The sequence below is a fragment of the Mesorhizobium sp. WSM4846 genome, from assembly GCF_055811415.1.
This window is the reverse complement of the sequence record NZ_JBVVPZ010000025.1, coordinates 49,641-74,182: the sequence shown is the minus strand read 5'-3', so window position 1 is coordinate 74,182 and position 24,542 is coordinate 49,641. Positions and strand designations below refer to the sequence as shown.

24 protein-coding genes are annotated in these 24,542 nt (G+C 62.7%); 17 read left to right on the top strand and 7 right to left on the bottom strand.

Features of this window, described 5'->3' with window-relative positions; genetic code table 11:
* The first annotated feature begins 1 nt into the window (after position 1).
* On the top strand, positions 2 to 1,024 hold the full coding sequence (locus AC0L15_RS20675) for a LacI family DNA-binding transcriptional regulator (RefSeq protein WP_473496896.1): 1,023 nt from the start codon (positions 2 to 4) through the stop codon (positions 1,022 to 1,024).
* Here AC0L15_RS20675 and AC0L15_RS20670 read toward each other — a convergent pair.
* The 3 genes from AC0L15_RS20670 to AC0L15_RS20660 form a co-directional block, all read right to left on the bottom strand.
* Entirely contained in the window at positions 1,012 to 1,989 is a 978-nt protein-coding gene (locus AC0L15_RS20670; RefSeq protein ID WP_473496894.1) for an alpha/beta hydrolase, read from the bottom strand. The genes AC0L15_RS20675 and AC0L15_RS20670 overlap by 13 nt on opposite strands.
* Positions 1,990 to 2,005: 16 nt before the next feature.
* Entirely contained in the window at positions 2,006 to 3,154 is a 1,149-nt protein-coding gene (locus AC0L15_RS20665; protein ID WP_287247170.1) for a Gfo/Idh/MocA family protein, read from the bottom strand.
* Positions 3,155 to 3,412: 258 nt separating this feature from the next.
* Positions 3,413 to 4,174 carry a DeoR/GlpR family DNA-binding transcription regulator gene (locus AC0L15_RS20660; RefSeq protein ID WP_287247169.1) on the bottom strand — a complete coding sequence of 254 codons (762 nt, stop codon included), beginning with the start codon at positions 4,172 to 4,174 and terminating at the stop codon, positions 3,413 to 3,415.
* Positions 4,175 to 4,331: 157 nt separating this feature from the next.
* Between AC0L15_RS20660 and AC0L15_RS20655 the strand changes: the two genes are divergently transcribed.
* The 12 genes from AC0L15_RS20655 (at position 4,332) to AC0L15_RS20600 (ending at position 15,995) form a co-directional block, all read left to right on the top strand.
* A complete protein-coding gene (locus tag AC0L15_RS20655; protein WP_287247194.1) occupies positions 4,332 to 5,132 on the top strand; it encodes a class I fructose-bisphosphate aldolase in 801 nt (266 codons plus the stop codon).
* 3 nt (positions 5,133 to 5,135) lie between these two features.
* A complete protein-coding gene (locus AC0L15_RS20650; protein ID WP_287247168.1) occupies positions 5,136 to 6,086 on the top strand; it encodes a PfkB family carbohydrate kinase in 951 nt (316 codons plus the stop codon).
* A 91-nt stretch (positions 6,087 to 6,177) separates the two neighbouring features.
* Positions 6,178 to 7,323, top strand: a complete 1,146-nt coding sequence (locus tag AC0L15_RS20645; protein WP_473496891.1) for an ABC transporter ATP-binding protein — start codon at positions 6,178 to 6,180, stop codon at positions 7,321 to 7,323.
* Positions 7,324 to 7,437: 114 nt separating this feature from the next.
* Positions 7,438 to 8,685 carry an ABC transporter substrate-binding protein gene (locus AC0L15_RS20640; protein WP_023797146.1) on the top strand — a complete coding sequence of 416 codons (1,248 nt, stop codon included), beginning with the start codon at positions 7,438 to 7,440 and terminating at the stop codon, positions 8,683 to 8,685.
* A 139-nt stretch (positions 8,686 to 8,824) separates the two neighbouring features.
* Entirely contained in the window at positions 8,825 to 9,721 is an 897-nt protein-coding gene (locus AC0L15_RS20635; protein ID WP_287247167.1) for a carbohydrate ABC transporter permease, read from the top strand.
* Positions 9,722 to 9,726: 5 nt separating this feature from the next.
* A complete protein-coding gene (locus AC0L15_RS20630) occupies positions 9,727 to 10,569 on the top strand; it encodes a carbohydrate ABC transporter permease (RefSeq protein WP_023797144.1) in 843 nt (280 codons plus the stop codon).
* A gap of 188 nt (positions 10,570 to 10,757) precedes the next feature.
* Positions 10,758 to 11,573 carry a sugar phosphate isomerase/epimerase family protein gene (locus AC0L15_RS20625; protein WP_287247166.1) on the top strand — a complete coding sequence of 272 codons (816 nt, stop codon included), beginning with the start codon at positions 10,758 to 10,760 and terminating at the stop codon, positions 11,571 to 11,573.
* Between the two features lie 10 nt (positions 11,574 to 11,583).
* Positions 11,584 to 12,660 (top strand): Gfo/Idh/MocA family protein, encoded by a 1,077-nt coding sequence (locus AC0L15_RS20620; protein ID WP_287247165.1) that lies wholly within the window; start codon positions 11,584 to 11,586, stop codon positions 12,658 to 12,660.
* Positions 12,660 to 13,478 (top strand): sugar phosphate isomerase/epimerase family protein, encoded by an 819-nt coding sequence (locus tag AC0L15_RS20615; RefSeq protein WP_473496889.1) that lies wholly within the window; start codon positions 12,660 to 12,662, stop codon positions 13,476 to 13,478. The genes AC0L15_RS20620 and AC0L15_RS20615 overlap by 1 nt, the downstream gene beginning before the upstream one ends.
* Positions 13,478 to 14,311 (top strand): alpha/beta fold hydrolase, encoded by an 834-nt coding sequence (locus tag AC0L15_RS20610; protein WP_287247164.1) that lies wholly within the window; start codon positions 13,478 to 13,480, stop codon positions 14,309 to 14,311. The genes AC0L15_RS20615 and AC0L15_RS20610 overlap by 1 nt, the downstream gene beginning before the upstream one ends.
* Complete coding sequence (locus AC0L15_RS20605) at positions 14,308 to 15,030, top strand: ribulose-phosphate 3-epimerase (protein WP_287247163.1); 723 nt, start codon at positions 14,308 to 14,310, stop codon at positions 15,028 to 15,030. Before AC0L15_RS20610 ends, AC0L15_RS20605 begins: the two co-directional genes overlap by 4 nt.
* The gene (locus tag AC0L15_RS20600) at positions 15,030 to 15,995 is read left to right on the top strand and encodes an ROK family protein (RefSeq protein WP_287247162.1); all 966 of its coding nucleotides are present in this window, start codon (positions 15,030 to 15,032) and stop codon (positions 15,993 to 15,995) included. The genes AC0L15_RS20605 and AC0L15_RS20600 overlap by 1 nt, the downstream gene beginning before the upstream one ends.
* Before the next feature lie 135 nt (positions 15,996 to 16,130).
* Here AC0L15_RS20600 and AC0L15_RS20595 read toward each other — a convergent pair whose 3' ends face one another.
* Both AC0L15_RS20595 and AC0L15_RS20590 read right to left on the bottom strand, forming a co-directional pair.
* On the bottom strand, positions 16,131 to 16,346 hold the full coding sequence (locus AC0L15_RS20595) for a hypothetical protein (RefSeq protein ID WP_306454928.1): 216 nt from the start codon (positions 16,344 to 16,346) through the stop codon (positions 16,131 to 16,133).
* A gap of 196 nt (positions 16,347 to 16,542) precedes the next feature.
* Positions 16,543 to 17,079, bottom strand: a complete 537-nt coding sequence (locus AC0L15_RS20590) for a TetR/AcrR family transcriptional regulator (RefSeq protein ID WP_023797135.1) — start codon at positions 17,077 to 17,079, stop codon at positions 16,543 to 16,545.
* Between the two features lie 151 nt (positions 17,080 to 17,230).
* Between AC0L15_RS20590 and AC0L15_RS20585 the strand changes: the two genes are divergently transcribed.
* Both AC0L15_RS20585 and AC0L15_RS20580 read left to right on the top strand, forming a co-directional pair.
* Positions 17,231 to 18,487 (top strand): efflux RND transporter periplasmic adaptor subunit, encoded by a 1,257-nt coding sequence (locus AC0L15_RS20585; RefSeq protein WP_473496886.1) that lies wholly within the window; start codon positions 17,231 to 17,233, stop codon positions 18,485 to 18,487.
* Positions 18,484 to 21,567 carry an efflux RND transporter permease subunit gene (locus AC0L15_RS20580; protein WP_287247161.1) on the top strand — a complete coding sequence of 1,028 codons (3,084 nt, stop codon included), beginning with the start codon at positions 18,484 to 18,486 and terminating at the stop codon, positions 21,565 to 21,567. The genes AC0L15_RS20585 and AC0L15_RS20580 overlap by 4 nt, the downstream gene beginning before the upstream one ends.
* A 67-nt stretch (positions 21,568 to 21,634) precedes the next feature.
* Here AC0L15_RS20580 and AC0L15_RS20575 read toward each other — a convergent pair whose 3' ends face one another.
* Complete coding sequence (locus AC0L15_RS20575; protein ID WP_473496884.1) at positions 21,635 to 22,120, bottom strand: L,D-transpeptidase; 486 nt, start codon at positions 22,118 to 22,120, stop codon at positions 21,635 to 21,637.
* A 661-nt stretch (positions 22,121 to 22,781) separates the two neighbouring features.
* Here AC0L15_RS20575 and AC0L15_RS20570 point away from each other — a divergent pair.
* Complete coding sequence (locus tag AC0L15_RS20570; protein ID WP_023797130.1) at positions 22,782 to 22,949, top strand: hypothetical protein; 168 nt, start codon at positions 22,782 to 22,784, stop codon at positions 22,947 to 22,949.
* A 39-nt stretch (positions 22,950 to 22,988) separates the two neighbouring features.
* On the opposite strand, the gene AC0L15_RS20565 is transcribed toward AC0L15_RS20570, so the two are convergent.
* Positions 22,989 to 23,675: a response regulator transcription factor gene (locus tag AC0L15_RS20565; protein ID WP_023797129.1), complete on the bottom strand. Its 687-nt coding sequence runs from the start codon at positions 23,673 to 23,675 to the stop codon at positions 22,989 to 22,991.
* A 47-nt stretch (positions 23,676 to 23,722) separates the two neighbouring features.
* On the opposite strand from AC0L15_RS20565, the gene AC0L15_RS20560 reads away from it, so the two are divergent.
* Complete coding sequence (locus tag AC0L15_RS20560; RefSeq protein WP_063830524.1) at positions 23,723 to 24,502, top strand: response regulator; 780 nt, start codon at positions 23,723 to 23,725, stop codon at positions 24,500 to 24,502.
* The last annotated feature ends 40 nt before the right edge of the window (positions 24,503 to 24,542 follow it).

Genomic DNA, 24,542 nt, shown 5'->3' with positions numbered 1-24,542 from the left:
GATGTCGATGACGTACAAGACGATGGAGGATTTTGCTCGCTCCTGCGGCGTCTCCAGGCCGACACTGTCGAAATATTTCGACGATCCGACCAGCGTCAAGCCGGCGACACGTCAGCGGATCGAAGTGGCGCTGCGCTCGTCCGACTACCAGCCAAATCTCTTTGCGCGCAACCTCAACCGCAAGCGGACCCGCAGCATCGGCATTGTCGTGCCGACGCTCGCCGATCCCTTCTATTCGGAAATGGTCAGCCGCATCGAACTCAGGCTGCGCGACGAAGGCTACTGGCCGATCGTGATCTCCTCGCACGGCTTGCGCGAGCTCGAAGTGGAAGCGACACGAACCATTCTTTCCCTGAAAGTTTCCGGCGCGCTGATCGCGCCGCTCGGCCTGCGCTCCGACGAGCGCACGCTGGAGAAGCTGACACAGACCATACCGATCGTCTATTTCGACACTTATCTCGAGGGCAACACGCCGTTCGTCGGCAACAACAACAGCCAGAGCGTCTCGACCATCGTCGATTATCTCTGCCGCTCCGGTGACGCCCCGGTCTATTTCGACATCCCGCACGTCAACCACAATTCGCGCGAGCGCCTGAACAGCTATGTCGGTGCCATGCAGCGGCTCGGGCATGAGCCGGTGCTCATCGGCACCCCTTATGACTACACTTGGGATTTCGAACGGATCGGCTACCAGCAGATGGAAGCGATGCTCGCGCGTGGCGGTCTGCCGGGCAAGACCATTCTGTGCGCCAACGACCGTCTCGCCTTCGGCGTGATGGCCGCCGCCTACTCGCAAGGCCGCAAGGTCGGCCGCAAGGGCGATTGCGACCTGCGGGTCGCAGCCCATGACGACCATCCGCTGAGCCGCTACACCTGCCCTGCCCTCACCACCATGGCGCAGGACTTCGCTTCGATGGCCGGACGCAGCGTCGAGACGCTGCTGGCCTTGCTGGATGAGGACGACGCGACAGTTGCACGCAAGGTCAGTCTCGACGCGACGCTGGTCATGCGTCAGTCGGCCTGAGCGTTTCCAAACACAGGATCGAAGCCGCGCCATGCGGCAACTGCCGCGCCGACCGCTTGCCGCGCTGCCGGACCATGGCGGCCCATCGAAACGAAGCCGTGGATCTGGCCGGGCCAGCGCCGCAGAACGACCGGCACCTCGTCATCTTCCAGACGCTTCGCGTAGGCCTCGCCTTCGTCGGCGAGGATATCATGGCCGGCGATTGCGACAAAAGCCGGCGCTGCGCCGGCAAGGCTCGCGGCCTTGAGCGGCGACACGCGCCAGTCATCAATATCGCCAGCATGGTTGATATAGTGGTCGCGGAACCAGGCCATGGTCGCCGAAGTCAGGCCATAACCGTCGGCAAAGCGGCGATAGCTGTCCGCCGCCTGCGAGGCGTCCGTGTTCGGATAGAACAGCAGCTGCGCCGCCGGCGGCTTCTTGTCGCCGCGCGCAAGCAGGCAAAGCACGGTAGCGAGATTGCCGCCGGCACTGTCGCCGGCGACAGCGATCCGTTCGGCGTCGATGCCGAGATCGCCCGCGCCGCCCTGCATGAAGGAAAGTACGGCGCGGCAATCTTCGATGGCCGCCGGAAATTTGTGTTCCGGCGCCAGCCGGTAGTCGGGAGAGACGACGACGCAGGCCGCCATATTCGCAAGCCAGCGGCAGATCTCGTCATGCGACTCGAGATTGCCGATCACCCAGCCGCCGCCATGCAGATAGAGCAGCGCCGGGGCAGCGGCCCCGACCGCGCCCTGTCCGCGATAGATTCTGAGCGTCAATGGGCCGCCGGGTCCGGTGATGGTGTGCTCGGTCAATGAGCCGACCGGCTCGCGCTCGCCCTGGAGTGCCGGAAAGCCCTCCTCATAGGCGCGGCGCGCCTCTTCAGGCGTGCCGGCTTCGAATGGCGGGGCGGCCGCCTGCCGGTCAAGGTCGAGCACATGCCGGGCCTCCGGATCGAGCAAGGGTGAAAGCAATGTCGTCATCGTAAGCCCTCCGATATCAGACGAGCAGGCTCGCCGCTTCGGCGTCCTGGAAGAGCGGCGGCTGATCGACCGTTGCGTTGACGGCGACGGACTCGCGGCTCTCACCCGAAGCGAGGATCGCCTCCATGATTTCCAGCACATGAAGCGCAAGGTCGCCGGACGCCCGCGGCTTTCTTCCTGTTGTCAGCGCGCGCGAAAGATCGGCAACGCCGAGCATGCGGTAATTCGCGCGGTCGGGCGCGGCGAAGGGCCAATTGCGCGCGCCATAGAGTTCGCTCTCACTGTGGAAGTCGGCCCAGTCGGCCCCTCGTTCCGACAGCGAGACGGTGCCGCCGAACGTATCCGGATCGGGCAGCCTGAGCGAGCCTTCCGTCCCATGCAGCTCGATCGGGTGGTTGGAGTGCCTGAAGACATCCCACGAGGCGCCGAAGGTGACGGTGGCGCCTGAGCGAAACTCCAGCAGCGACAGGATGTTGGTCGGTGTGCCGACCTTGAAGCTGGTGTTCCGGTAGGGGCCTTCGGCGGTGATCAGCCGCTCCTCCTGGCCCCGCGTCGCCATCGCCATCACGCGGGCCACCGGCCCGAGCAAATTGACCAGCATCGTCAGGTAGTAAGGACCCATGTCGAAGACCGGTCCGCCGCCGGGCTGATAATAGAATTGCGGATTGGGATGCCAGTGCTCCATGCCGCGCCCCATCATGAAAGCGGTGCCGGTCACCGGCCGGCCGATCGCACCCTCGTCCATGAGGCGGCGTGCCCGCCGTCCGGCGGCGCCAAGGAAGGTGTCCGGGGCCGAGCCCAGCAGCAGCCCGCGCTCCGCCGCCTCGGCGACAAGCCGCCTGCCGTCCTTGGCCGAGGTCGCCAGCGGCTTTTCGGTGAAGACGTGCTTTCCCGCCGAAAGCGCCGAAAGCGAAATATCGAAATGCGCCACCGGGATGGTCAGGTTGAGGACGAGGTCGATCTCCGGGTCGGCCAGAAGCGCATCGACGCTGACCGCCCGGATGCCGTATTCGCTGGCGCGCAGGGCCGCCAAATCGGGCGATATGTCGGCGCAGGCGCGTAGCTCGACCTCGCCGAACAGGGCCGCATTGCGCAAATAGGTCATCGAGATATTGCCGCACCCGACAACGCCGATGCCGAGCTTAGCTCCTGATTTTCCTGGCATTTTCCACTCTACCTCCCGACGTCGCAACGCTCTGGTTGAATCATTGCACCAGCAACGGATCACATTCGAAAGCCGCTTTACAGCATTTTAAATCTTGACGCGCGTAAAATTATTATAGAACATGCGAAAATGATGGCGCAACAATGGAGGCCGCCAGCCTTGAGGAGGAGAACATGACTGACGGCCAACAGCCGATGCGAATCCCGTGGGTCATGCGCGCATTGGATCTTTCCGTCGCGGTCAGGGACCGAGATGGGTTCAGGCATAGATCACCTTGGCCACGGTCATCTCAAGCTGGCTGCGTATTGGACCGGGCAGGCCATCGTCGGTGATCACCACATCGACGGCCGACAGCGAAAATGCCTTGGAGGTCCCGCTGACGCCCCATTTGCTCGAATCGGCGAGGAGGACAACGCGCCGGGCCATGCGAACGAGGTTTCGCTTCGTTCGCGCCATGTCTTCGTTGACGTCGACCACATCCAGTGACGAGTCTATCGCATGCGCTCCAACAAAGACCTGATGCGCTACCAAGCCGCCGAGAGCCGTATCGGCATCGGTGATCAGCGTGCTCACCGTGTCGGGATAGACCCGGCCGCCGATCATATGAACGTCGAGCCCGGGACGATGCATAAGATGCTGCACGATATTCATGGCCGTGGCCGCAACCACGACATTGCTGAGCGGCGGTAACTGCATGGCAACCTGCATCAATGTCGAGCCGCCGTCGAAGATGACCGATTGGTTGTCCTCGAACAGGTCTAGCGCCGCCCGGGCGATGCGCTTCTTTGCGTCGAGGTTCGTTTGCATCCGCCGGGCGAACGCGGCCGTAGTCGAATCGGTGGTCCGGGTCACCGCCCCTCCACGGGTCTTGGTCAGTAGTCCCTTGCGGTCAAGTATCTCGAGGTCGGAACGCACCGTGACCTCCGACACGCCAAACCCGTCTGACAGGTCCTTCGTGCGCACCTGTCCGCTGCGCTGCACCTCACCCAGGATCGATTGGCGTCTCTGCTCCGACAACATTGCCCTGCCCTTCCCTCGCCAAGCAACCGCTCTGGCCTCGGCTCAGCTTACCAAAAATATGCAAATTCGAAAGCTTTCGAAAGATTGTATTTCTTGTTTCTTTCGGAAACACTGGGTCCAGGATTTTGAAATCAAACTATTGGGGAATTTTGCACTCATGAGCCTAGGAACCAAGGTGCGTCTTGCGCGCCTCTTCTCGCATCCATCGGGGAAACTTTTTGGCGGCGCGGTCGACCACTTCGTCGGCTATGGCGACGTGCGCAAAGGCGGCCTTGCCGACCTGCCGGGTGCGCTCGCACGCGTCATGGTGGGCAAACCCGACTACGTCAGCATCCAGCCTGGCACCGCGCGCCATCTGTGGCCGCAATATGCGGGCAAAACTTCCCTGGTGATTCAGGCGGGCTGCTTCACTCCGGACGATCGCATCAGCGAGTTGATCGCAACGCCCGAGGATGCGGTGCGCGCGGGGGCCGATGCGTTGGCCGTGGCCATTCCGGTACGCGGCGCGACCGAGGGCAAATACATACGCTGGCTGACCGATTCGGTAAATGCAGCGGCCCGCTACGGCATGCCTGTGGTGGCGCATATCTACCCTCGCGATTTCACCGACGGAGCAAAAATCGTCTTCACCCCCGACGAGATCGCCTATGCGGCGCGCGTCGGCTACGAGTCCGGCGTCGACGTGATCAAGATCGGCTACACGGGCGATTTCGAGTCGTTCCGAGAGACCGTCCGGACCTGCCCGGTGCCGGTTGTGATCGCGGGCGGTCCAAAGACCGATACGCTGCTCGGCGCGCTTCAGCAGACGGCGGACGCCATCCGTGCCGGCGCACGCGGCGCCGTGGTAGGCCGCAATCTCTGGGGGCATGGCGATCCGGAGAAGGCAGCGCTTGCCTTTCGGGGCGTCATCCATGACGGCCTTTCGGCGCAAGACGCCCTGGCGAAGGCGGGTGCCTGAACGATGCCCACCGTCCCCGCGATCCTCGGCTTCGGCGCTATTGCGATCGACGACATCGTCTACGTCGATCAGCCGTTGTCGGCGGGCAAGGGGAAGGTTCTGCAAAGTGCCCGCGCTTTCGGGGGAAATGTTGCGACGGCGCTGGCCGCCGTCGTGCGACTCGGCGGAACCGCCGGGTTCGCCGGATGGCTGGGCAGTGCCGCGGACGACGCCGTGCTGCGCGATCTCGTTGCGAGCGGTGTTGAAACCGCATTCGCGCCGCGCCACCCTGACGCGCGACCGGTGCGCTCGCGGATCACCGTCGGCTCGGACGGGGAACGGTTCATCGCGTATGACGACGATGCGATGCTGGGCACCGCTCCGGATTTTCCGGACGATATCCTCAGCCGCGCGACCGTCCTGATCGTCGATAGCTACGCGATCCGGTCCCTGGATGTCGTGGCTCGGGCTCGCGATCTCGGCCTTGCGATCCTCGGCGATATCGAATGGAGCAGCGGCCCAGCCACGGAGCGGCTGATCGCGCTCTGCGACCATCTCATTCTTCCACTCGGCTTTGCGCGGACTGCCACGGGGTGCCGATCGCCCGCCGAGATGCTCGATACATTGTGGTTGCCGTCGCGGTCCGCAGTGGTTCTGACCGACGGTGGCAGGGGCGTGTACTATCGCGGGCGTGAAGAGACAGGTCTCTGGCACCTGCCCCCGCACAAGATTGTGGTCGTCGACTCGACCGGCGCGGGTGACTGCTTTCATGGCGCCTATGCCCATGCGTTGACGCGCGGAGCCGGCACCGCAGGCCGGGTGGCATTCGCGGCCGCGGCGGCAGCCCTTTCGATAACGGGCCGTGGCGGGCGCGAGGCGCTTCCGACCGACGACCAGGTTACGGAACTCCTGGCATCGACGAACGCGCCGTCAGCAGTCGAACTGAAAAAAACGCATGTCAATACTGGAACATAGCTAGAAACTATACGATGAAATATTTCGCAGGTGAACATGCTCCGAGGAGGGTTAATAAAAATTAGCGACTTATACTTGCGGAGGGAGGAATATGGCAGAAGTCATTCTTGAGAATATCTGCAAAACCTACGGTAACAATTTTCGCGCAATCGACCAATTGAACCTATCGGTCGAGGACGGCGAGTTCTTGATTCTCGTCGGGCCGTCCGGCTGCGGCAAATCCACCGCGTTGCGAATGATCGCGGGATTGGAGGACATCACCAGCGGCAGCCTTCGGATCGGCGGAGTCGACGTCGTCGACATGCCGCCCAAGGACCGCGACATCGCGATGGTCTTCCAAAGCTACGCGCTCTACCCGCATATGACGGTGTTCGAAAACATCGCCTTTTCGATGCGGCTGGCAGGCAAGCCGAAGGCCGAGCGCAAGAAGCGCGTGGACGAGATCGCCAAAACCCTTCAGCTGACGTCTTTGCTGGACAGCAAACCCGCGAACCTTTCAGGCGGACAGCGTCAACGGGTTGCCATGGGCCGCGCCATGGTGCGCGAGCCGGCCGCCTTTCTCATGGACGAACCCCTTTCCAATCTGGACGCGAAACTGCGCGTGCAAATGCGCGCCGAAATCACCAGTCTGCAAAAGCAGCTCGGCGTAACGACCATATACGTGACCCACGATCAAATCGAAGCGATGACGATGGGGGACAGGGTCGCGGTGTTGAAAGGCGGCGTGCTGCAGCAGGTCGATACACCCAAGAGGCTCTATGAATCGCCGGTGAACGCCTTCGTTGCCGGCTTCATCGGCTCTCCTTCGATGAACCTTTTCGAGGCGACCCTGACGGGCGACGAACTGATGTCCGGCACCTTCGCCATCCGGCTGCAGGAGGCAGCCTTCGAGCGCAGGCCGGGCTTGAGGTCGTTTGCGGGGCGCAAGGTCGTGTTCGGCATACGACCGGAGGATCTTTATGACAGCAGCCTCGAATCCGGTCGCAAGTATCAGACGATACCGGCCAAGGTGACCTCGATCGAAGAACTCGGATCCGAACATATCGTCCATCTGGACATCGACGCGGTCCGGGTGGACTCCGGCGATCCGGACGCGGTGGACGATTTTGGCCTGGCATCGAACGCGGTGGCGAGATTCGAGCCGATCAGCGCCGTCCACTCCGGCTCGGAAATCCGGTTGGCCCTGGAAGATGCCAAGTTCCATTTCTTCGATCCCGAGACGCATCTGGCGATCTGAAGATCTGCGGCAGACCGCAGGCGAGAGCGAGGCGCCTGCGAAACGCAAGAAGGCTTCTGAGTAGAGCAGACGATCGTCCGCATTGTGCGGTCGATCTTAAAGAAGGAGGAGAAAATGATGTTTCGGATACAACCCGCGATGCTGAAAATAGCCGCGGCCGCATGGTTGCTTGGCGCAACCGGCGCCATGGCGGACACGACGCTGGAATTCACCCAATGGTGGGAGCCCGAATTGCCGGCCGGCTCGCTCAGGGCAATCATGAATGACTTCGAGGCTGCAAACCCCGGAATCAAGGTGACGCTGGTCAGCGGCCCCTATGCGACCACGCGAGACCAGATCTCGGTTGGTGCTGCAACTGGAACGCTTAGCGACGTCGTCGGTCTCGACGGCGCCTGGGTGAACAATCTGAACGCGCAGAATGCGCTGGCCGACATGAACCCGATGATGGATGCGAGCGAGTTCGACCAGACCCAGGTCGCGGATATCATCAAAGTGGACGGCAAGGCGGTGATGTTTCCCGTGGCTTCGTTCGTCTATCCGGTCTTCGTGAACATGGATCTCGCCGCCCAGGCAGGCGTGACCAAGCTGCCGTCGACCCGCGCGGAGTTTCTCGAAGCCGCCAAGAAGATGACCCATGCCGACAAGAACCAGTATGGCTGGGTGCTGCCCTTGTCGCTGCAAACGCCGTCCGGTGTCCAGAACGACCTGATGTCGTGGGTCTGGGCCTCGGGTCAATCGATGATGGCTGACGGCAAGCCGGCTCTCGAGGGCAAGCCGGTCGTCGATATGCTCACCTTCGTCAAATCGCTGAACGACGCCGGCGTCATTTCGCCCGGCATTGCCACCAAGACCGAGCAGGAAAAGGTCGAGGAATTCGTGAACGATCGGGTCGGAATGATGATCGACTCGCTCGCGCATGTGAACCTCATTCGCAAACGCAATCCCAAGCTGAACTTCGACCTCATCCCCGTCCCGGTCGTGGAGAATTACAACGGCAAGCGCGGCCTTCCCTACGCCTCCTGGGGCATCGGCATTTCTGCGGCCTCAAAACATCAGGAGGAAGCCTGGAAGCTCGTCCAATATCTGATGAGTGAAAAGGTGAACGCCAAGCTCGTGACGCTTGCAAACGCCTTCCCGGGCAACGTCAATGCCAAGCCCGATTTCGTGACCTCGGACAAGGCTTTCGCCAAGGCTTTCGAAATCTTCAAGACCGGCTATCTCGCCAACGAGTTCACGGGTCTGCCGGTGGCTGAAGACCTGATGACCCAGTTCGACGTGGAAGCCCAGAAGATGCTCGCCGGCGAGCAGTCTCCGGAAGAAGCCGCCGCCAACGCTCAAAAGGGCTGGATGGCGAAATTCTGAGCGACCTGTTCCCCGTTGCTATCTTCCACCGGGTAGCCTGACTTAGGGCAGGCCACCCGTCAACAACGAATCGGCAATTTGAGATGGACCTCTTTCCGAAGCGCACCTTCCTCTTGAAGGCACATCCCAAGGGTGGCACATGACTCGGCAGAAGCGCTCCCACCATCGACTGAAACGAGTGGTCGCACCCTATCTTTATCTGTCACCCTCGCTCCTCATCATCGGCCTTCTGATGCTACTGCCGATGGTGACGGTGATTGGCTATTCGTTCCAGAACAGCGCGGTGCTGCGTCGCGACCCATCCTTTGCCGGACTGAAACACTACCACGCGATCTTTGCCGATCCGGTGTTCTGGGCCTCGCTGTGGCACACGCTCTACTTCACCTGCATGAGTGTCATCTTCCATATGACCATCGGCATGGTCTTCGCACTCATGCTGAACAGCGACCGCATCAATCCGACGCTGCGCAACATTCTGCGCGTGCTCTACATACTGCCTTGGCTGTTCACCGCGGTGATTATCGCCGTGATCTGGCGCCTCCTGCTCGAGCCGAACGGTGTCGTGAACAGCGTTCTCATGCAGATGGGCATCATCGGTTCCAAGGTCGAGTGGTTTTCCTCGACGGCGACCGCGCTGCACGCCGTCACCTTCGCCAATATCTGGGCGGGCTACCCGCTTTTCATGGTCAGCTTGCTCGCAGGCTTGCAGGGCATTCCCAAGGATTTCTACGAGGCCGCCGATATCGACGGGGCGAAGGCCTACCAGAAGCTGATCTTCATCACCATCCCGCAGCTGATGCCGATCATCATCAGCATCTCGCTGCTCGACTTCATCTGGACCATGCAGGTCTTTCCATTGATCTGGATAACGACGGGCGGCGGTCCGATCTACTCGACCGAGGTCCTCAGCACCTACACGTACAAGCTGGCGTTTTCGAGCTACAACCTGTCGCAGGCGTCGGCGAGCGCCGTGGTCATCCTGCTGATCTCTCTCGGCCTGACGCTGTTCTACATCCGCTATCAAAAGGCTCGGTAGTCACCATGAGGAAAAGGCACACACCGAAAGACAGACTGATCACCGTCGCGCTCCATGTCGCGCTTGCCGCAGGGCTCTTTTTCGCGGCCTTCCCGATCTACTGGATGCTGAGCAGCTCGTTCAAGTCGAATACCGAAATCTTTGCCCTGCCACCAACCGTCCTGCCGAAGGCCTTCACGCTGGAAGCGTATGCGGCCATCCTCGGCGACCCGGTAAAGCTGCGCTTCTTCTTCAACAGCTACTTCGTGGCCGGAGCGGTGACCGTGCTGACGGTCCTGATCGCCTTGCTGGCGGCTTATGGGTTCAGCCGTTTCAATTTCCGCGGAAAGGGCAGCCTCAACACACTCATAATCAGCACGCAGACGATTCCGCCGATCACGCTTTTGATCCCCTTCTTCGGGCTTGTCGTCTCGTATGGCATCTTCGACACCTACGTCGCACTGATCCTGACTTACCTGGTGTTTACGCTGCCCTACGCGATCCTGCTGATGACGGGATATCTGAACACCTTACCCCGCGATCTCGATGAAGCGGTGGCTGTCGACGGCGGCACCAGCTGGACCGCACTCTGGCGGGTGATCGTCCCGATTTCACTGCCTGGTATCGTGGCGACGTCGGTCTACACCTTCCTGTTGTGCTGGAACGAATTTCTCTTTGCGCTGACGCTGACGAAGTCAACGTCCATGCGCACCGTCCCGATCGGCATCCAACTTTTGATGGGGCAGCACGCCTTCGAATGGAACCAGATGATGGCGATGAGCGTGCTGGGCTCGCTACCGCTCTTGCTCATCTACCTCGTTGCCCAGAGGTTCTTCCTCGCCGGCATGACCGCGGGCTCGGTCAAGTAGGATGTCCCTCCCACGGAGAACCGATGGGGAAGGCCGCGCGTCGAAATCGATGGATTGGACCTTCTCTGCTGGCAAGCGATATCGCCGCGGCCTCGGGCGTCTTCATAGCGCCGCTGAATCGTGCTCGTGCTGTTCATCCAGCGCCACATCAACAAAGCTGACGCAGGGCGGCATCAAGGAATGAAAGCATGAAAGACCTGAAAGTCGGTTGCCAGACCTTCACCTGGGAAATGCTCGGAGACCGGTTTGCCGGTGGTCCCGACGATCTCTTGAAGGCGATCGCCGATGGCGGTTATGCCGGCATCGAGATCACCGACACGATGATCGGCCGCTATGCCGACAGGCCGGCGGAATTCGCCGCGGCGCTGAGATCGGCCGGCCTCACCCTTGTTTCTTTCGCCTTCGGCTCGAAGAGCGGCTTTACGCTGATGGAGAGCATCGGCCCCGACCTGGAGACAGCGAAACGCTGGATCGATTTTGCCGCTGCCTTTCCAGGCGCGCTGGTTTCGATGGGCTCGGCCACCGTCGTGTCCGACGGCCCGCGTGACGACAAGTTTGCCATCGCGGCCGAGGTGTACAACAAGGCCGGCGAACTCGGACGCAAGGCCGGCGTCGACATCGCCGTCCATCCCAGTTCCCACCACAACACGCTGCTGTTCGACCGTGCCGACTACGATCGGATTTTCGGGCTGATCGACCCCTCGCTTGTCGGCTGGGTACCCGACACCGGCCACATATTGCGCAGCCATCAGGACATGGCAGATACGCTCACCACCTACCGCGACCGCATCCGCTACATGCATCTGAAAGACGTCGATGCCAGCGGCACCTGGGCGATGCTCGGCAAGGGCGTCTGCGATACCCAAGCGGTGATCGATATCGCCAGCGCCGCACCTCGTTTCAACGGCTGGCTGGTGCTGGAAGAGGAATCCGAGACCGCCGCCGGCGATCCGGCCGCCGCGGTCAAGACCAACCGCCAGACGATGCGCGGCTACGGCGCGTGAGGAAAAGACCATGATCCGGAAGCAAGACCGTCGCCTTCGTGTCGGCGTGCTCGGCTGCGGGCCGATCGCCCAATTCGCCCATCTCGAATCCTGCGTGAAGGCCGGCAACGCCGACCTCTATGCGATCTGCGATGCCGCCCCCGATCTTCTGGCGCGCATGGCCGCGACCTATGAACCCGAAAAAGTCTATGGCGATTACGATGAGATGCTGGCCGACCCGCAACTGGAAGCGGTGATCGTGGCGACCTCCGACGCCTATCACGTGCCGATGTCGATCAAGGCGCTCAAGGCCGGCAAGCACGTGCTGTGTGAAAAGCCGATCGGCGTCTCGGTCGAGGAAGGCGAGATGCTCGCCAATGCGGTCCGGCGCTCCGGCACGGTGCTGCAGGTCGGCCATATGAAGCGCTTCGACCCGGCACTGGAAGCGGCGCGCGATTTCGTCCGCGATGGGATCGGCGAGATCCTGGCGCTAAAAGCCTGGTATTGCGATTCCACGCACCGCTACACCAACACCGACGCGGTCCAGCCGTTGCCGGTCACCAGCAAGCTGGCGCGCAAGCCGGGCGGCAATCCGAAGGCCGATCTCAGGCAGTATTTCATGCTCGCGCACGGCTCGCACCTCGTCGACACCGCGCGCTTCCTGTGCGGCGAGATCGTTGCCGTGCGCGCCCGCCTCAACAAACGTTTCGGCGCCTATTGCTGGTTCGTCGAAACCGAGTTCGCCAATGGCGCGCTTGGCCATCTCGACCTCACCGTGGCTGTCCGCATGGACTGGCACGAGGGTTTTCAGCTCTATGGCGAACACGGCTCGGTGATCGCGAAGACCTTCAATCCCTGGTATTTCCGGGCGAGTGAGGTCGATATCTTTCACGAGAAGGATGCAACGTCGCGAAGGCCGCTCGGCGCCGACGGGCATTTCTTCAGGCGCCAGCTCGAAGGCCTCGCCGAGACAATCCTTGACGGCAAGCCGATGCGCGGCGCCAACGTCGAGGACGGACTTGCCTCGATCCGCGCCATGGTGGCGATCGCCCGTTCGGTCGAAACCGGTGATCGCGTCGTGATCGCTTCCGTAACGGGAGCGGTCTGATGCAGATCGGGGTGTTCGCCAAGACCTTCCCCGGCAGCGAGCCGGCTGGCGTGTTGGCAGCGGTCCGCGACGCGGGATTTGCCGTCACCCAGTTCAACCTTGCCTGCGCCGGGCTGCCGTCGATGCCGGATGCGGTGCAAAAAGACGCCATTGATGCCATCGCGGCCGCATCGAATGCTTGCGGTGTCGTCCTTGCAGCGCTCTCGGGAACCTACAACATGGCCCATCCCGCCAAAGCTGTGCGCGACGACGGCCTGCGTCGGCTTGGCGTGGTCATCAAGACCGCGGCAGACCTTTCCGTTCCGTTGGTCACCTTGTGCACGGGAACGCGCAACGCGGACGATCAGTGGGCATATCATCCCGACAATACCGAGCCCTCGGCATGGGACGACATGGCGAGCGAGATGGAAAAGGCGTTGCAGCTCGCGGAGCGTCACGGCGTCGATCTCGGCATCGAGCCCGAACAGGCCAACATCGTCACCTCGGCGTCGGACGCGATGCGCCTCATCGCCGAGATGGGGTCGACACGGCTGCGCATCGTGCTCGATCCGGCCAACCTGTTCGAGCAGGCGAGCTCGGCCGAAGCACGCGCCATCGTCGCCGCCGCCGTCGAACGCACTGCGGGCCACGTCGCCATGGCGCATGCCAAGGACCGTTTCGCTGACGGCCGCTTCACGACGGCCGGCCGGGGTGTCGTCGACTTTGCGGATTTCGTCGCCAGGCTGAAAGTATCGGGCTTTGATGGGCCGCTGGTCACGCATGGCCTCTCGGCCGAAGAGGCACCCAGCGTTGCCCGCTTCCTCAAAGGGCTGGTGTGATGGCGCGCCTGGCCACGCTGCTTCGCGATGACGCCAAGCTTCGGATTTCCGATAGTGGCGACGGCATTGCGGTCATCTTTCAGCATGGGCTGGGCGGTGGCGACGCGCAGATCGCCCAGGCCTTCCCTTCCGGGCCGGGCTTGCGGCGCATCACGCTGGAATGCCGCGGGCACGGCGCGTCCGGACTGGGCAGCCGCCGGCCGTTTTCCCTGGAGATGTTCGCGGACGATGTTGTTGCCGCCGCCGATCAGGCCGGCCTCGATCGTTTCGTCGCCGGCGGCATTTCCATGGGCGCGGCGATCGCCATGCGCCTGGCCTGCCGTCATCCGGACCGCGTCGCGGGTCTTCTCCTGGTGCGGCCGGCCTGGATTTTCGACAGCGCGCCGGTGAACCTGCGGCCGATCGCCGAGGTTGCCAGGCTTATCCTGGACCACGGCCCCGACAAGGCGAGGGCGATCTTCGCGCAATCGGAAACCGCCGCGCGCCTGCAGCGCGACGCGCCCGACAACCTTGCCTCGCTGTTCGGGTATCTTGACCGGCCGGACGCCGCGCCGTTCGCGCAGGTCCTCGCCGACATTGCCGCCGACGGCCCGGGAGTTTCAGCGAGTGACGCCGCTGCCCTTGGCATCCCCACGCTCGTCATCGGCAATGCCATGGATGCGGTGCATCCGCTGCCGGCTGCGCGCTCGCTTGCCGCCGCAATTCCCGGCGCGACCTTTGCCGAAGTCGCTCCCAAGGCGCTCGACAGCGTCAGGCATTTCGCCGAGCTGCAGGCTGATATCACGACCTTCCTTCACACCTCCTCGAACTTCCGGAGCCTCATTCCGTCATGACGACCAAATCCTTGTCCGGTCCCGACGCCATTGCCGCCCTGCCGCGCAACCGGCTGCTCGGCGAATTTTCCTTGTGGTCGGCCGACCTTGCCAATATGGAACGCGACCTGAAGCGCATAGAACCTCACGTCGACCTCCACCACATCGACGTCGCAGACGCCCGCTTCACCCCCGGCTTCCTGTTCTTCCCGGACCTGGTAGCGCGGATCGCCAGGCTGACGGCAAAACCGATCCATGTGCACCTGATGGTCGAAGCCGAGATCGTCGAGGAGCAGACGCGTCAGTTCATCGATGCCGGTGCCGACCTGGTCAGTGTCCACGCCGAAAACGGCGAAGCCGGCCTGCGCGCCGTGCGGCTGGCGCATGCGCTCGGCGCCGAGACCGGCGTGGTGCTCAGGCTGGAAACGCCGGTGGCCGCGGTCACGCCTTTCCTGTCGCAAGTGGCGTTTGTGACGCTTCTCGGCACATCCATCGGCGTCAAGGGCCAGAGCCTTTCCGAGCAGGCCTGCCCACGTTTGGTCGAAGCGCGCGCACTGATGAGAAAAGCCGGTCGCGAAACCGATATCATCCTGGCTGCCGACGGCGGCATCCGCCACGAGACGGTGCCGCGCCTGCGCGAAGCCGGGGCCGAGACGGTGGTGCTCGGATCGCTGGCATTCGGCGACCCTGACCTCGCGCAGCGCATGGCCTGGCTGAGTGGACTGAAGGTCGCCGCCTGATGACAAGACTGGCCCTCGCCTTCGATCTCGGCGGAACGGAGCTGCGCGGCGCGCTGGTCGAGAGCGGCGGCCGCATTGTCGCGCAGGTTTCGGCGCCGACGATGGCGATAGCGGGATCGGATGCGGTGATCGGCCAGATCATTGCACTGGCCGGGGCGCTTCTGGCACAGCGCCCACAGGCGGATGTCGCCGGCATCGGCATCGGCGCGCCGGGACCGCTCGACCCCAAGGCCGGCATCGTGATCGCGCCGCCGACGCTGGCCGGCTGGCACGACGTGCCGTTGATCCACATCCTCGGCAAGCATTTCGGCCTGCCGGTGCGGCTGGAAAACGACGCCAACGCGGCCGCCCTTGGCGAATGGCGCTTCGGCGCCGGCCGGGGCAGCGGCTCCCTGGTGTTCGTCACCGTGTCGACCGGCATCGGCGGCGGGGTCGTTGCCGATGGCCACATCTATCACGGCCGGCGCGGGCTAGCGGCCGAGATCGGCCACATGACCATCACCGGCGAGGGCGACCGCTGCTTCTGCGGCGCCGTCGGCTGTTTCGAGGCGGTCGCCTCCGGAACCGCGCTCGGGCGGCGTGCCACAGCGCTGACAACGCCGGGCGACGGCTCCCGGCTCAGGCGCCTTTCGGCTGACGGCAACGTTTCGGCCAGGCACGTCGTCGAAGCCGCACGTGCCGGCGATATCAGCGCGCTCGAATTGATCGAGGCGGAGGCGAAGTGGCTCGGCATCGGCTTCACCAACCTGCTTCACCTCTATTCGCCGGACCTGATCGTCATGGGCGGCGGCCTCGCCAATGGCTTCGACCTGTTGGCTCCAACCATCAGGGCGACCGTCGAGCAGCGGGCGATGCCGGCCTACAGGGATGTACCGATCGTGCCGGCGCAGCTTGGCGACCGCGCAGGACTGATCGGCGCGGCCAGCCTGATCCTGTGGGAAGGCGAACCGGGCGTATCTACTTGACCAGTGGCCGAATGCGCCATGGTGCAAAACCCTTGAGATGCCGGCAGGACAGAGGGGGGCGCCAAGGATCGCTGCAGTCTTCATTCTGCGCCGCTGCATCGCCCGACTGAGCTTGGCGGGCGCGCAGCCTGCCGCCTACTTCCCGCAATGGTGATCGTTGATCTTGTTCAAGGCATTCGCGTCGGGTCCGACCCTGTGGTAGGAGCAGGCTCCTGCGGCTGTCGTGAACAACTGCCGATCATAGTAGCGCGGGCCGCCGAACAGAATGTCGATGATGTTGCCTTCGGCGGGGACGTAGCGATCACGGTCAGGCCGATCATCGCGATCTCCAGCCAAGGCCGCGACAGACATGCTGCACCCCATTGCGAAAACGAGAGCGCGGATCGCAAAACGTTTTGTTGTCATCGGGGAATGCCTTTCTGGCCGTTCGGCTTCTCACCATACATCCAAAATCGCCAGCCGGACAAAAGTTCCCTCACCCTGGCCGGACCAAGCTCAACCATGTGACCTGTCACAATAGGTTTATCCTGCGGCACTGCGCGGCAATCTACCCCGCGATCTCCAGCAAGGACGATACCAGCAACCGACGTTCGTCCTGTGAGAGGACGTCCGAATCGAAGAGATTCATGCTGCGAAGTCCTTCGATGGCGAGGTAGCAGACCAGCAGCGCCTTGAGGTCCGGCGTTTCTCCCTTGAGCCGCTCGAAAACCTGCCGCCTGAACGCTTTTATCGGCGTCAGGAAATCGGGATCCTCGGCGATCGCCGAAAATATCCAGGAAGCTGACGGTTTCGATTCGGCGGCATGTTCGGCCGAAAGCTTGATGTAGGTCGCAAGCGGGCTCTCGCCGCTGACGCCGGCAGTGCGGGCGGCGTCCAGCGCCTGCTCGAAGGCGCGCAGATAATCCTCAACCAGCGCCTGCATCAGTTTCGCCTTGGTCGGGAAATTGTACAGCAAGCCGCCTTTCGACACCCCGGCCCGGCTGGCGACGGCGTCCAGCGACAGGCTGCCCGGCCCTGTCTCACGTGCCACATCAGCGGCCGCGGCGAGAATTTTATCACGCGAATTTGCTCTGCGGGCTTTCATCAATCGTTCCCCCATACATTAGCCTACGCGGAATTGACAAGACCGTCCAGACGGTACAGTAAGGTCGCCGTCATTTGATATCGGGACCAGTCACAGATATGTGTTTGGGTCATCCGACTGTTGTGCCGGGCCATGGCCAAGGGGACTGTTCGTGATCAAGCGTTTTATCATTGCCTTCATTCTGCTCGTGCTGGTCTGCGGCGGCATCGTCGGCTTCAATTTGTTCCGCGACAATGCAATGCAGCAATTTTTCGCCACGATGAAACCGCCGGCCGCGACCGTGTCGACGACAATCGTCAAGCCGACGGAGTGGACGCCGGGCGTCGAGGCGATCGGCACTGTCAGCGCGGTCCGCGGCGTCGACCTGACCGTCGAAACCGCCGGCATCGTCAAGGACATCCTTTTTCACGCCAATCAGAAGGTTGAAGCCAACGCGAGTCTCCTTCAGCTCGACGATGCCGCCGAACGCGCCGATCTCGATGCGACGAAGGCGCAAGCAGCGCTCGACCAGACGGCGTTGACACGCGCCCTTGAATTGCAGAAACGCGATGTCGGCTCGGAATCGACGCTCGATACGGCGCGGGCAGCCGCATTGGCTTCCGCTTCGCGGGTCAACAGGCTGCAGGCGGTGCTCAAGCAGAAGCTGCTGACAGCGCCCTTCGGCGGCACCGTCGGTATCCCCAGGATCGACCTCGGCCAGTATCTCTCACCCGGCACTTCCGTAGCGACCCTGCAGGATCTGGAGACGATGCGGGCCGATTTCTCAGTTCCCGAACAGCAGCTTCCGCTGCTGAAGATCGGCCAGACGGTGCGGCTGGGCATTGGTGACGGCGAGCTGCCGTTCGCCGGCACCATCCGCGGTATCGACCCGAAGATCGATCCGACCAGCCGGCTGGTGACGGTCAGGGCCGAGGTCGCCAACCCCGAAGGCAAGCTGACCCCTGGCCAGTTCGTGCAGGTGCGCGTCGAACTGCCCGAGGAAAACAACGTGCTGACGGTGCCGCAGACCGCGCTGACCTCCAGCCTCTACGGTGACTTCGTCTTTGTGGTGCGTCCAGCGAAGCCAGCCGCAGCCAATGGCGCCGCCGCTGCCAACGCGGAAGAAAAGCCGACCACGGATAGTGCGAAGCCCGCGACTGAAGCGCCCGCGGCAAAACCCGAGGAACAATCGGCTGCTGCGCCGGCCGAACCGACGGCGGAAGAACAGAAGCCGCAGCTCGTGCTTGCCCAGGTGTTCGTCAAGCCAGGCCGCCGTAATGCCGGCCTGGTTGAGATCCTGGATGGCATCGCGCCCGGCGACGAAGTCGTTACCGCCGGCCAGAACCGCCTTTCCAACGGCATGTCCGTTGCCGTCGACAACACCATCGATCCGACCAAGCCGGCAAACCAGCAGGCAGCCCAGAAATGAGCTTCTCCGACATCTTCATTCGCCGTCCGGTCCTTTCGACCGTGCTCGCCTTGATGATCCTGCTTCTGGGTTTCCAGGGTATCTTCAGCCTCTCGATCCGGCAGTATCCGGAGGTCGAAGAAACGGCCATCACGATCACCACAGCCTATCCCGGCGCCAGCGCCGACCTGATCCAGGGGTTCATTTCCGCGCCGATCGCCCGTGCCGTCGCCTCGACCGAAAACATCGATTACGTCACGTCGGCGAGCCGGCCGTCCTCAAGCACCGTGACGGTGCGGATGAAACTCGGGTCCAACCCCGACGTCGCGCTGAACGAAGTCTTGTCGAAGGTACAAAGCGTGCGCGGCGACCTGCCGGACGAGTCCGAAGACCCGGTGATCGTCAAGGGCACCGGCGAGCAGTTCGCGATGATGTATATCTCGATGCAGAATCCGAACATGACGCCGGAACAGCTCACCGAATATATCGAGCGCGTCGTGCGGCCGCGCATGTCGACGGTCGAGGGTGTCGCCGACGTGCAGATTTTCGGGGCCGCCGAATATTCGATGCGCGTCTGGATCGACCCGATCAAACTGGCGGCGCGCGGCGTGACGGCGTCGGACGTGCTGACCGCCATCAACGCATCGAATTTCCTCTCAGCACCCGGCAATACCGAAAACGAGTACGTCGCCTCCTCGATCACCGTCCGTTCGACGCTGCAGACGCCGGAGGCTTTCGCCGCTCTTCCGCTTCGTTCCACAGACGGCAATGTGGTGAGGCTGCGCGACGTGGCGCGCGTCGAGCTCGCCGCGGCGAACACCGACACCAGGGTTACTTTCAACGGCAAGCCCGGCATCTTTCTCGCCATCTTCCCGACGCCGGCCGCCAATCCGCTGACGACAGCGGAGGCGATCCACGAAATCGTGCCGACGATCCAGGAGACGCTGCCGCAAGGCATGACGATCGAGATCGTGTACGATTCGACCGAGCAGATCAGCGCTTCGATCGAGGAGGTGTTCAAGACCATCGGCGAAGCGGTCGCCATCGTCATCGTCGTCATCCTGCTCTTCCTCGGCTCGTTCCGCTCGGTGCTGATGCCGATCGTGACCATTCCGCTGTCGCTGATCGGCGTCTGCTTCCTGTTGTTTACGCTGGGCTATTCGATCAATCTCTTGTCGTTGCTGGCCATGGTGCTGGCGATCGGCCTCGTCGTCGACGATGCCATCGTGGTGGTGGAAAACATCCACCGCCACATGGAGGAAGACGGTTTGTCGCCGATGCAGGCGGCCTTCAACGGCATGCGGGAGATCTCGTCCGCCGTCATCGCCATGACGATAACGCTGGCCGCCGTGTTCGCGCCGCTGGCCTTCACCGGCGGCCTGACCGGCGCACTGTTTCGCGAATTCGCGGTGACGCTTGCCGGCTCAGTGGTGCTTTCGGGTGTCGTCGCCCTTACCGTCACGCCGATGATGTCGGCACGCATCCTGCGGGCCGGCTCGCACAGCCGCTTCCAGCGCATTGTCGACAACACGTTCAGGCGCGTCGAAAACGTCTATGAGCGGCTGGTCAGCGGCTCGCTAAAATATCGTCCGGTGACGCTGATGATCGTCATCGCACTGGTCGCCACTACCGGCTTCATGTTCACCAAGACCGCCGGCGAACTGGCGCCGGAAGAAGACCAGGGCTTCTTGCTGTCTCTTGTGAACGCGCCGCGCTACGCGACGTCGGACTACACCGAGACCTATGTGAACCAGATTCTCGGGCTGATGAATGATATTCCCGAAACCAGGGCGCGGTTCTCCGCCGTCGCCTTTCAGGGCCCGACGAACAGCGCCTTCGTCGGCTTCGCATTCAAGGACTGGGCCGAGCGCGAGCGCAGCTCGAAGGAGCTTCAGGAAGACATCACCGCCCGCCTTACCAAGGTGGCGGGCGTCGAGGCTTTCGTCTTCGCCCCACCGACGCTGCCCGGCTCCGGCGGCGGCCTGCCGGTCACCATGGTGGTGCGCTCGACCGGCGATGCCTCCCAGGTGTTCCAGGCGGCCGAGGACATCAAGAACAAGGCGCAGGCCTCCGGTCGCTTCCTCGCCGTGCAGAATTCGATGTCCTTCGATGCGCCGCAAGTGACGGTGACGATCGACCGCGACCGCGCCGCGGCGCTCAACCTGCCGATCGCCGACATCGGCCGGACGCTGACCCTTTTGGTCGGTGGCGCCGAGGTGGCGCAATTCGACCGCGAGTCCAACAGCTACGACATCATTCCGCAGGTGCCGCAGAACTTCCGCGACAACCCTGAAAAGCTGGCCGAGTATTTCGTCCGCAGCGCGTCGGGCGAGATGGTGCCGCTCTCGGCGGTGGTGAAGATCTCGACCAACGCCTCGCCGGCCGTGATCGAGCAGTTCAACCAGTTGAACTCCGCGACGATTTCCGCTCTGCCATTGCCCACGCTGACCACCGGCGACGGGCTGAGGACCATCGAGGACATCGCCAGAGAAAGCCTGCCCGACACGTTCTTCATCGACTATACCGGCCAGTCGCGACAGGAGAAGGAACAGGGCTACACGATCATCATCGCCTTCGCGGCAGCTGTTCTCGTCATCTATCTGGTGCTGGCGGCGCAGTTCGAAAGCTTCCGCGATCCGTTGATCATCATGATGTCGGTGCCGCTGTCGATCTTCGGCGCAATCGTGCCGCTCAATCTGGGGCTGGGAACGCTCAACATCTACACGCAGGTCGGGCTGATCACGCTGATCGGCCTGATCACCAAACACGGCATTCTTCTGGTCGAATTCGCCAACCAGCAGCGCGAGCTCCACGGGATGCGGCGGCGCGATGCGATCGTCGCCTCGGCCAGGGTGCGGCTAAGACCGATCCTGATGACGACGGCGGCGATGGCGCTCGGCGTGGTGCCGCTGATCATTTCCAGCGGCGCTGGCGCCGCAGCGCGCTATTCGATGGGCCTGGTGATCTTCACCGGCATTCTGGTGGGAACCATGTTCACCCTGTTCGTGGTGCCGATGTTCTACACCTTCATCGCCAGCAAGGACCTGCCGCATCACGCCGAGAAGCCGGACCCGAAGCTGATGCCGGTGCCGGTTGATTGATTGACAAAAAGGCCGGAAACTTCCGGCCTTTTTTCTTGGGCAGTGATGTCCGAATCGCCTTCTTTATCTATTTGACGATGACGATCCTGGTGTTGGTCGGACCGAAAATCTCGACAAGCTGGTAGAAGTCGGCAGCGTTGTCCGGATGCAGCCGCACGCAGCCATGCGAGGCCGGCTGGCCGAGGCGCCTGACGAAATTGGTCGCATGCACGGCGTAGCCACCCTTGAAGAAGACCGAATGCGGCATCGGCGCGTTGTCATATTTCCTCGAATACCACATCTGGTGCATGCGGGTCGGCTTGAACGACCCGGTCGGGGTGAGATGCCCCCTACCGCCGATCGAGACTTTCCACGCGAAGGTCGGCCGGCCGTCGACGAGGACTTCCATCGTCTGCTGCGAAAGCGAAATCCGCGCCACGATCTGATTGGCCGCCCGATTGGCGGCCCGATTGGCAGCATCGGCAACGCCGTTGCCGGCGCCGAACAGAAAAACCGTGCCCGCGGTGACGGCGGCGGCGATGTTGATGAGCTTGGCGGAAATGGCAGTGTACATGATATCCCCCTGTCTGCCGGGGCATGGCCCGGCTCCAATTCGATGACTGGCTTGTCGTTGGGTCACGTTTCGAATTGATTTCGCACGGCCGACGTTTCTGTTTCGAAAGTGTTTCCTCTGGTTAACGGCCGGACGCCCATCCGAGGCATTTGCAGGGGTGAAACCAAGGACAGGACGGTTTGCCTGGTCGATCTCAACCCGCGAAAAGGTACTGCCGTCTCCCGGGGAAAGTGCGGTATTGCCTCACATGAAAGAAATTTGACTTGGCTCGAAACCAATCGGCAACAAAGCGCCGACTCGAGCGGCATGATCTGGATACAGGCCGCCCGCAGAGTTGACCCAACGAAAACAGCCGGCACAAACGAAGATGAACATGCAGTCTAACGCGATCTCCTGGCTGTTCAGGATAAGCTTAGCCGCAGTGTTGATTTGCATGCCGCACTGTTTTCGCCACGGTCTGGATCGTGTCCAGCCTGCGCATAACCGGCTCAAGGCCCTCTGGCGGGTCGGTTTTGGGCTGAAGAAGATGCGCGGCACCTCCGGCAACTTGCAGCCGAGAGGACCGAAGGCCCGCGCCGCAACGGGGGGCTCCGATGGCGGCGCGGGCACTTCGGGGTTTTCCCTGAAGCGAATCTGAAACCAAATTTGGGGGACGAAAACGATGAACACGAAATTTGCAGCTTCGGTGCTTTCCGCACTGCTCTACGCACAGGGCCTGCTCGGCTTTGCCGGCCTCGCCACCGTGCTTCTCAGGGATCGTGCCCATGCCAGCGAATTCGTCGCGGCCAGCGAAATGCCGTCAGGTCCGTCGCTTCTCGTGGTGCGCTGAGCGTCTGGGCGTGTGGACAGTACGGTGAGGGCCGCGGCCTCAGTCGGCGAACTGCGTCGGCGGATCGAACCGGTAGCCCGCACCCCGTATGGTGGTGATGGTTTCGGTGTCGAGCTTGCGGCGCAGTCGCACGATGCGCGAATCGATCGAGCGATCGAAGGCATCGGCATTTTCGGCGGGCGCGGCGGCGATGATATCGTCGCGCGTCAAGACCTTGCGCGGACTGGCCAGGAACAATCTGAGCAGCGCCACCTGACCCGGCGACAACTGTTCTTCCGTGCCGGAGCGATGCATGACCATGGCCGACCGGAGGTCGACCGTCGCGTTCTCCAGCACGACCAATTCCCCGGCGTTCCGGCCGCGCCGTGCCAGCAAGCCGCCGATACGGGCGGCGAGTTCCCTGACGTTGAGCGGGCTCTCGACGACGTCGGCGGCGCCGAGCTCGAGCGCCAGCACCTTGTCGACGAGATCGGCCGGCCGGCAGATCAGGATGAAATCCGGCCCGCCCTCGCCGCCATGGCGCTTGAGCAGATCACGCCCTTCCGCCTGGCTGAGGCTGTCGCCGACGACAACGACATCGATGCCGTTTCCGGAAAGCAAGGATTCGGCCTCCCACGGCTGCCGCACTGCGCGCACGTCATGACCGCGCCGTTCGAGATGGTCGGCCAGATCGGTTGCGACCACTTCGGCGACGGAAACAAGCGCGATGATGGATCGTGCAGCCATTTTTTTCCACCCTGCAACCCGGCAACCCAAGATGAGTGCTGGACATGATGTTTATACCCAATCTACTTTCCGCTGAAAGTGGGAGCGAGAGCATCGTGCGGGCACGAATTGTCGTCGTCGAGGACGAGCCGGATCTGAGGGACGCGGTTGCCGAGTATCTCGACGCCAGCGGCTACGATGTCGCTACGGCCGAGAGTGCCAGCGCTGCGCGAACCTTGCTGGAAACGCAGTCGTTTCACCTGGCCATCCTCGACATCGCCATGCCGGGCGAGGACGGCCTGTCGCTTGGCCGCTGGATGCGCTCGAAAACGCCGATCGGCATCATCTATGCCACTGCCGCCGGCACCGCGCTCGACCGCATCGTCGGGCTGGAACTCGGCGCCGACGACTACATCGTCAAGCCTTACGAATTGCGCGAGGTGCTGGCGCGGGTCCGCAGCGTGCTGCGCCGCGTGCCGCAGCCGGCCGAGCCGCAGGCCGCCAAGGCCGAAACAACTGCCAACCGCCGTTCCATGAGCTTCGGACCTTTCCATGCCGATCTCGACGGTCGGTTCGTCACCGGCACCAATGGGACGGTCATCGACCTGGCCAAGAGCGAGTTCGACGTGCTGGAGGTCTTCCTGACGCGTGCCAACCGCTTGCTGACGCGTGCGGCGATCTCCGAGGCGATCGGCTTCGCGGAAGATCCTGAATCCTCACGTGCAGTCGATATCCGCATCATGAGGCTGAGGAAGAAGATCGAGGCGGACCCGGCCAATCCGAAATTCCTGCGCACAGTCCGCGGCGAAGGCTATATCTTCTCGCTGCCGACCGGCGAAGGCAACTGAGCGGCGCGACCAACCACTTTCGGTGGCACGACTGTGAAAT